The 7,303-nt window shown below is 49.1% G+C and carries 11 protein-coding genes and 1 pseudogene; 6 read left to right on the top strand and 6 right to left on the bottom strand.

The window, feature by feature from the left end; translation table 11 throughout:
* The 3 genes from ACXJJC_RS00130 to ACXJJC_RS00120 all read left to right on the top strand — a co-directional run.
* On the top strand, positions 1-508 hold a 508-nt coding region (locus ACXJJC_RS00130; protein ID WP_456368427.1), incomplete at its 5' end, for a DUF655 domain-containing protein.
* Positions 509-514: 6 nt separating this feature from the next.
* On the top strand, positions 515-1,252 hold the full coding sequence (gene rsmA / locus ACXJJC_RS00125; RefSeq protein WP_456368425.1) for a 16S rRNA (adenine(1518)-N(6)/adenine(1519)-N(6))-dimethyltransferase RsmA: 738 nt from the start codon (positions 515-517) through the stop codon (positions 1,250-1,252).
* Entirely contained in the window at positions 1,227-1,799 is a 573-nt protein-coding gene (locus tag ACXJJC_RS00120; protein ID WP_456368423.1) for a HemK2/MTQ2 family protein methyltransferase, read from the top strand. Before rsmA ends, ACXJJC_RS00120 begins: the two co-directional genes overlap by 26 nt.
* Here ACXJJC_RS00120 and ACXJJC_RS00115 read toward each other — a convergent pair.
* From ACXJJC_RS00115 to ACXJJC_RS00090, 6 genes are read right to left on the bottom strand one after another with little or no spacing between them, the layout of a single operon-like run.
* Positions 1,767-2,027 carry an RpoL/Rpb11 RNA polymerase subunit family protein gene (locus ACXJJC_RS00115; RefSeq protein ID WP_456368421.1) on the bottom strand — a complete coding sequence of 87 codons (261 nt, stop codon included), beginning with the start codon at positions 2,025-2,027 and terminating at the stop codon, positions 1,767-1,769. The two genes, ACXJJC_RS00120 and ACXJJC_RS00115, sit on opposite strands and share 33 nt — an antisense overlap.
* Before the next feature lie 2 nt (positions 2,028-2,029).
* Positions 2,030-2,566, bottom strand: a complete 537-nt coding sequence (locus tag ACXJJC_RS00110; protein WP_456368419.1) for an exosome complex RNA-binding protein Csl4 — start codon at positions 2,564-2,566, stop codon at positions 2,030-2,032.
* A gap of 2 nt (positions 2,567-2,568) precedes the next feature.
* On the bottom strand, positions 2,569-3,162 hold the full coding sequence (locus ACXJJC_RS00105; RefSeq protein ID WP_456368417.1) for an METTL5 family protein: 594 nt from the start codon (positions 3,160-3,162) through the stop codon (positions 2,569-2,571).
* Between the two features lie 15 nt (positions 3,163-3,177).
* Positions 3,178-3,498 (bottom strand): 50S ribosomal protein P1, encoded by a 321-nt coding sequence (gene rpl12p / locus ACXJJC_RS00100; protein WP_048095161.1) that lies wholly within the window; start codon positions 3,496-3,498, stop codon positions 3,178-3,180.
* A 19-nt stretch (positions 3,499-3,517) separates the two neighbouring features.
* Positions 3,518-4,531: a 50S ribosomal protein L10 gene (locus ACXJJC_RS00095; protein WP_456368415.1), complete on the bottom strand. Its 1,014-nt coding sequence runs from the start codon at positions 4,529-4,531 to the stop codon at positions 3,518-3,520.
* A 1-nt stretch (position 4,532) separates the two neighbouring features.
* Positions 4,533-5,180 (bottom strand): 50S ribosomal protein L1, encoded by a 648-nt coding sequence (locus tag ACXJJC_RS00090; RefSeq protein ID WP_456368413.1) that lies wholly within the window; start codon positions 5,178-5,180, stop codon positions 4,533-4,535.
* A 400-nt stretch (positions 5,181-5,580) separates the two neighbouring features.
* Between ACXJJC_RS00090 and speD the strand changes: the two genes are divergently transcribed.
* From speD to ACXJJC_RS00075, 3 genes and pseudogenes are all read left to right on the top strand, one after another.
* Positions 5,581-5,919, top strand: a complete 339-nt coding sequence (gene speD / locus ACXJJC_RS00085) for an adenosylmethionine decarboxylase (protein WP_456368411.1) — start codon at positions 5,581-5,583, stop codon at positions 5,917-5,919.
* A 3-nt stretch (positions 5,920-5,922) separates the two neighbouring features.
* Positions 5,923-6,948, top strand: coding sequence for a bis-aminopropyl spermidine synthase family protein (locus tag ACXJJC_RS00080; protein WP_456368409.1), 1,026 nt, complete (start codon positions 5,923-5,925; stop codon positions 6,946-6,948).
* Between the two features lie 65 nt (positions 6,949-7,013).
* Positions 7,014-7,303 (top strand): annotated as a pseudogene (locus ACXJJC_RS00075) (magnesium transporter); the annotation flags it as partial.

Below are 7,303 nucleotides of genomic sequence, written 5' to 3'. Positions count from 1 at the left end.
CGGGCACCCCGAGAGTAAAGCACCAATACACAGAAGAGAGCCCCTCGCGCAGGTTGTTGGGGAAAACCACTTCACGCTCCTTGAAGTCAGCATAAAGAAAGGCAAGAACCCGCTGATAATGGAAAAGGTATACATAGGAAAAGGGGAGAGGGACGTCGTCAACAAAATCAAGAAAAGGCTCAGATATGACGAGCTCACTCCCACTGCGAAGTCGGAACTCCCCTACGTTCTCGAGCACATTGTCAAGGAGCAGGAGGAGAGATTTGTGGATTTCTTTAACAACGCCGGCCCAATAACGACAAGACTCCATCAGCTCGAACTCCTGCCGGGAATAGGGAAGAAGCTCATGTGGGCAATACTTGAGGAGAGGAAAAAGGGCCCATTCAAGAGCTTTCAGGACATATCCGAAAGAGTTAGGGGTCTTTCCCATCCTGAAAAGGCAATAGTCAGCAGAATAATCGAAGAACTCAAAGACCCGAGTGTGAAGTACAGACTCTTCACGGCATAATATTTTATGAAACTCTCCAGAAAAGAGGGTCAGCACATTTTGACGGACAGGAGAGTCCTGCAGAGAATCGTCAGCTACGCAGATGTTGGCAAAAGAGATGCAATTCTCGAGGTCGGCTGCGGTCCCGGAAACCTGACCGCTCAACTGCTCAAGAGGGCAGGAGTCGTCTACGGTATAGAAAAGGATAGAAGATTCACAGAAATTCTGAGAAAAAAATTTTCTCGAGAAATAGACGACGGAAGGTTCGTCCTCATCGAGGGCGATGCTCTGAAGGTCGAATGGCCCAAATTTGACAAGTTCGTTTCCAATATCCCGTACAAGATATCCTCAGAACTCACGTTCAGGCTGTTCAGACACGGATTCAGGCTTGCAGTCGTGATGTACCAGAAGGAATTCGCAGAGAGGCTTACTGCGAGGGAGGGGAGTAAGAGCTACGGCAGACTGAGTGTCATGTCAAGAGCGTACTGCAGAGCCGAAATACTCGAGGTGGTCAAACCCGCGGCATTCAGACCGATGCCTAAGGTGAGTTCCGCCATCGTGAGACTTGTTCCTGAACCAGAGATCCACGTCAGGGATAAGGAGAAGCTCGATGTTCTTCTGAGAGAAGCGTTCAGCAGCAGGAGGAAAAAATTTGGGAAGGTTCTCAGGAAGCTCAATATACCCTGTAATGCAGGTGAGTTCGAAGATGAAAGACCGGAAAACATTCCTCCAGAGGTTTTTGCGAGACTGTCGGAATGTATATGAGCCCGCTGAAGACTCCGAACTGCTGCTGGAGTCTGCCCTTAACGAGGTAAAAAAGGACGATCGTGTCCTGGAGATCGGGACTGGGAGCGGATTCGTTTCCTACTTTCTAAAGGACAGGTGCAGTTTCATTCTCGCCACGGACATAAACCCCCATGCGGTCGAGTGCGCCCGCAGATTCGGGATAGAGTGCGTTCTCACAGATCTCGCAAGAGGCGTTGTTGGAAAATTCGACCTCATACTGTTCAATCCTCCGTATCTCGAACTCGAGGACTGGGAAAAGAGGGGAGACTGGCTGGAGAAGGCGATAGACGGTGGCAGAAGTGGTGTCGAGATCTCGCTGAGGTTTCTCGATGAAATCAAGGAAAATTTATCCGAAAAAGGGAGGATAATTCTCATCGCGTCATCACTTACATTCCAGAGTCTAAGGGACTATCTCGAAAATTCAGAATACAGATGGGAGATCGTTGGAAAGAAAAAACTGTTTTTTGAGGAACTGATTGCTCTGAAAATATGGTTACAGCTGGGAGAGGACTGTATCCACTTTTGAGATTATCCTCTCGTTGGCCTCTTTCAACGCATCGATGGGATTTTTACCTGAAGTCCTTATCATGAACTCTGCCTCGTCCTTGAGCGGGTGGAGAACGTTGTACTTGGCAAGCAGGACGCTGTCGTCGTTAACAAGCTCATACTGAAGAAGGTTCAGGTACGTGTGATCCTCTCCTTTAATAAGAAGCCTCGCATACTCTTCCGTCAGCTCTATGACCTTGACCTCCATTTTCACCACTCCCCACTGCCGTAATACGTAGAAATTTTTCTCCTCTCAACATTCCCACACTCCGGGCATTTAAGCTTATCCTTGTCCCTCACAAGCTCCGTCCCGCAGACGCTGCATACCGCCCTGATGACTCCCATGTCCTCTTCCTTGATCGACAGCCTGAGGTTTCCGTCAATCACCCTCGCCCTTATTACGTCCCAGTACTTCACGCCGTTTTCGATGTTTTTCATGTATCCCTCGCTGATATTGGAAACGTGAAGAAGTGCCCTGTCGTAGTACCTCAGCGCCCTGTCGCTTCCCTTCTTTCTCGCAATCTCCACCATAGCGAAACTGTTTCTCGTGTCAACAACCCTCCCAACGACCACATCGTTTTTCTTGAGCTCAGGAATCTCCTTTACTGTCTTTACAGCTATGACCTTGTCGCTGACAACAACTTCTCCAGCTGTTGCTGCGTAAAGCTTACCGTCTTCCTCGTACACGCCCTCTCCGGGGATGTACTCCTCAGCATAACCCAGAAAATCTCCCGGAAACACAAACATTTTCACATCCTCTCCATTCTAAATACCTCTACGGGTATGTATTTATATTGTTTTTCGTGAAACCAGTAAGTCCTTCTCAGTGGAATGCTGTACCTCCATAGGTGGGTCACCCTGAACCCACTCTCCTTCGCCATTTTCTCGACGAAATTCAGTGATCCAGCCGAGTGAATTGAGTAGACCACGCTCCCGATTTCGAACGCCTTTTCAAGAAAAGGTCTGTCTGCATGCCTGTTTTTAACGCCGAATGGAGGGTTCATTACCACGCCAACCCTCTTCTTCAGGTTAAACCGCCTAACGTCCGCAAGAACGAAATCAACCTCCACTCCAGACTTTTTAGCATTCTTCACCGCTGTCACCAATGCCTCAGGATCGATGTCAACACCAAAGGTTCTGAATCCCACAAGCGCAAAAGCTATGGCGAGTATTCCAGTCCCACAACCCAGGTCGGCAAACACTTCAGTCCCACTGTCGAGAAGCGACGCAGTAACCGCGAGCTCACCGGCAAGACCTGAAGGGGTCGGATACTGCTCCAGGGATATCTTCGGATTGTGAAAAACCTCAAGCTTCTCCAGAATTATGGCGAGCTTTTTTTTCATAAAAATAAAAAAGGTTTAGCCAAAGAGGGCACCGAGTCCCTCGAGAGCTTCTTCTTCCTTCTGCTCTTCCTCTTCCTCCTTGGCCTCTTCTGCCTTCTCCTCTGCAGCTCCAGCCTCTGCAGGTGCGGCAGCTGCAGCAGGAGCTGCGACAGCTGGAGCGAAGGCTGCCTTGCTTATGGCCTCATCTATGTCGACACCCTCGAGTGCCGCGACAAGTGCCTTGACCCTTGCCTCATTTACCTCGATGCCAGCAGCCTCAAGCACGGCCTTAACGTTCTCCTCCGTTATCTCCTTCCCCGCTGAGTGCAACAACAACGCAGCATACACATACTCCATTTTCCATCACCCCGTTAATCTAACCAAACAGGGCCCCCAGTCCTTCGAGGGCCGACTCCTCCTTCTCTTCTTCCTCTTCCTCCTGCTTTTCCTCTTCTGCCTCTTCTTCCACCTTCTCCTCCGCAACCGTCTGCACTGCAGGCCTTGAGCTGAGAATCTCCCTCAGCTCGTCATCAAGCGCCTCGTCACCAAGCAGAGATGCAAGAGAGAGCATCTCCGAATGAGCCTTCCCAATTATGTCCTCTATGACCTCCGGCTCGTAGACGACAGCATTGATTGCAAGGTTCTTGGCATCCATGAACGCCTTCTGGAGCAGGATCTCTGCAGTCTCTTCCGTTACGTAAGCAGAGTTGACTGCAAGATTCAGCGCCTTCTTCGCAGCCTCAAGGAAGTCCTCGAAGACCTTTGCCTCATCTATCGCTAGGTCAGATGGTGTGAACACAATTCCGTTTTCAAACACTGCCTTGGTCTCGAGACCTATTTTTATGGGTTTTACCTCGAGCAGATTCAGCGCTCTCGCAACTTCAGGTCTGACCACTTCCCCGGCCTTCACAACTGTAACAGTATTCTTGACAACGATCTTGCCCCTCTCAATGGCTGCAGGAATTCCTCCAGCCTGAATCTCACCGAGTATTGGACCGGGTGGAAAGTTCGTCGGGCCTGCTTCCACAACAACATCAACCGGTGAAACCTGATTCGGTTTTAGGGGAGAGGGTATTTTCGTCTGCTCAAGTTTCTTGTACAGCTTGAACGGGTTTAGCTTTGTCGCAACAATTGCTACCTGGTCGTCGATGTAGTCCTCAAGCTTTTTGTACTCGCCGCCGAGAGACTCCAGCGCGAGCCTGAGAAGGGAGTTTTTGACAACTCTGATCAGGACCTCTCCTCTAAGATCTCTTCTGATCCCCTGAAACTGAGACGATGGGACTCCTCTGAATCCGACGATGCCCACCACTGGATACTCCTGAAATATTCTCTTGATCTCCTCAACCGTCTCAACCTTCCACTGGGGAACCTTACCCCTGACCGCTGACATTTCAGATCACCCTCACTGCCGGTCCCATAGTGGTTTTAACATACACGGACTTTACCACCTGCTGGGCATTATCGTACTTGTTCTCAACAACCTTGAGAATCTCCATAGCGTTCTCTGCCAGATCTGATGGATTCATGTCCCTCGCGCCAATAGGAGCGTGGAACGTGAGCTTGTCTCTCGTCCTTATTCTCACGGAATTTCTCAGCCTCTGAATGAAGGGAGTGGGATCCGCACCCGGAGGAATGGGCTGAGGCATCTTACCCCTCGGTCCTAGCACCGGACCGAGTTTCTTACCGATTTCCGGCATCAGCGGTGCTTCAGCTATGAAAAAGTCCATTCTGTTTGCGAGCTTCCTCGCCTCCCTCTTGTTCTTTGCCAGATCGTCGATTTCCTCCGGTGATATTACCACGTCAGCATTGGCCTCCTTCGCTTTAAGGGCAGTCTCACCTCTCGCAAACACGCCGACTTTTCTCGGCTTTCCGAGACCCTTGGGCAAAAGGACAACCTGGTCAATCCTGTTTTCCGGTTTTTTCATATCGAGGTTCCTCAGGTTCACCGCAATCTCGACAGACTCCCTGAACTTCCTCGGTTTCGCTCCGTTAATTGCCTCAGCAATTTTCTCTTCCAGCACACCCTTATCCACCAGCATTCCATCACCCCGTAGTGCTGCGGCAGACGCCTCCTACGGGCGCAGCCTGCAAAGTATGAAGCTTGAGTTAAAAAGAGGATTTAAAATTTTTTCTACCCCTGCCCAATAATTATAGCAGTATATGAATATTAAATTAGATAAAGCCTGCCGCAAAAATACACAGAATTTGCAGAATTGTTCAAAAATGGCCTGAAATCTCCTGAATAAACTCAAAGAAAACGATAGTTTCCGTTTCATTTCAGAAATAAAGTGACGATTTCAATACGTTCTGCGAAAACTTTAAAAATCACGAGATATTACCAGAAATTCAGTTCCAAAACAGGTATTAAGCTGATATAATATTGAGATTTCAATCCTGAGGGGTGGAAAAAAATGGCAGAAAACAGATCAGGTGATGAAGATGATCGTAGGAAAGCATATTATCGCGGAACTGTATGGAGTTCCAAAGGAGCTGATTTCCTATGAGAGGGAGGTAAGGGAGATAGTAGAGAGCGTCGTCGAGGAGGCCGGGCTGACAAAGGTCAGTTCTCACTACAAGCAGTTCGAGCCACACGGAGTCACAGGAGTTGTTCTGATAGCTGAAAGCCACATCTCTCTGCACACATGGCCGGAGTACGGGCTTGTAAACCTCGACATCTTCACGTGCGGGGATACGAGAAAAACCGACAAGGCCTTTGAGCTTTTCTTAGAGAAGTTCAGACCCGAATCATACAGACACTATGTTCTCGACAGGGGTTAGAACATGATGAGGAGAATACGGAACCAGATTTTTCAGACGCTGTCGTCAGGGCCGGTTTCAGTATACAGGCTGATAGACAGCCAGGATGCAAGCCTTCCCGAGTTCTTTGAGCTAATAGGAGAGCTGGAGAGAGACGGATTGATAGTAATCGAAAACGGGAAGGTCACACTTACAGAGGACGGAAAGAGGCACATCTCAGAACTCGGTGCAGTTAACATCGACGTCAGGTGCAAGAGCTGCGACGGTACGGGTTACGAAATAGCCAAGGACTTCGAGGAGATTCTCAAAAAGTACAGAGAGATAGCAAAGGACAGACCGGAGACCTCAGAAGTGTTCGACCAGGGGTTCATAAGCCCCGAAGGAGTAATAAAAAGGGTCGAGTTCATTTATGAGAGGGGCGACTTGCTCAACGCCGAGATGTTCGTTGTGGGAGATGACGATCTCCTCAGCATAGCATCGGCACTGACAGAAATGCCCAAGAGGGTGAGCGTTATTGATGCCGACGAAAGGCTGATAGACTTCATAAACAGGGTCGCTGACGAGTACGGTCTGCCCGTAAAGGCAGAGGTATGTGACGTTCAGGAAGAACTGCCAGACAAATTAAGAGAGAAGTTTGACCTCTTCGTAACAGACCCTGTGGAAACAATCCCGGGACTCAAGCTGTTCCTCAGCAGAGGAGTTTCCGCCCTAAAAGGAGAGGGGTGTGCGGGGTACTTTGGGATAACCACTCTCGAGGCTTCGAGGAAGAAGTGGTACGAAATCCAGAAAATGATTCTGGAGATGGGTTTCGTAATAACCGACCTGAGGAGAAAGTTCAACGTGTATCCAGAAGATGAGAAGAATTTCTTCAGGTTTCAGGAAAAGCTCCCCGTGGTGCAGAAGTTCGGAGCGAAAATTGACTACAACTTCTACACGTCCACACTTTACAGGATTGAAGCAATAAGAAAACCAGAGCCAATAGTAAAGGGTAGAATGATCATAAACGAGGCAGTATACAAGGACTCCGAGAGCTGGGCAACACCCTACTGAAATTTTTCTATTTTGGAAAACTATATTTATTTCTTCCCCGAAATTAACCCGCTGAGGGGATATGCGTGGAGCCAATAGGGGAGGGTACCTTCAAAACTTCGCTGAAAAACGCCTGGAAAATCACCCTCCCCGCGCTCCTCATCAGCCTCGGTTTTAACTTCGTTTCCGGAACATTTCTCGGCAAGTACTTCGACAAGCTGATGATCTCCTACCCCGTCCTACTCGTCGTACTTCCAGGTCTGATGGGTCTGAGGGGCAACATATTCGGCTCCCTCGCATCTCGCTTCACAACTGCACTCTACCTCGGAGAGATTCAGGCAAGTCTCAGGGAGAGAAGGGTTGGAGAGAACATATA

The sequence above is a fragment of the Geoglobus sp. genome (assembly GCF_054018175.1).
This window is presented reverse-complemented; position numbering and strand designations above follow the sequence as displayed.

Coding starts and splice junctions, on each gene's coding strand:
- ACXJJC_RS00110 (WP_456368419.1), bottom strand. CDS start 2,566: ATGTTTGTGTTTCCGGGAGATTTTCTGGGTTATGCTGAGGAGTACATC.
- speD (WP_456368411.1), top strand. CDS start 5,581: ATGATCGTAGGAAAGCATATTATCGCGGAACTGTATGGAGTTCCAAAG.
- ACXJJC_RS00090 (WP_456368413.1), bottom strand. CDS start 5,180: ATGCTGGTGGATAAGGGTGTGCTGGAAGAGAAAATTGCTGAGGCAATT.
- ACXJJC_RS00105 (WP_456368417.1), bottom strand. CDS start 3,162: ATGAAAAAAAAGCTCGCCATAATTCTGGAGAAGCTTGAGGTTTTTCAC.
- rpl12p (WP_048095161.1), bottom strand. CDS start 3,498: ATGGAGTATGTGTATGCTGCGTTGTTGTTGCACTCAGCGGGGAAGGAG.
- ACXJJC_RS00115 (WP_456368421.1), bottom strand. CDS start 2,027: ATGGAGGTCAAGGTCATAGAGCTGACGGAAGAGTATGCGAGGCTTCTT.
- ACXJJC_RS00095 (WP_456368415.1), bottom strand. CDS start 4,531: ATGTCAGCGGTCAGGGGTAAGGTTCCCCAGTGGAAGGTTGAGACGGTT.
- rsmA (WP_456368425.1), top strand. CDS start 515: ATGAAACTCTCCAGAAAAGAGGGTCAGCACATTTTGACGGACAGGAGA.
- ACXJJC_RS00080 (WP_456368409.1), top strand. CDS start 5,923: ATGATGAGGAGAATACGGAACCAGATTTTTCAGACGCTGTCGTCAGGG.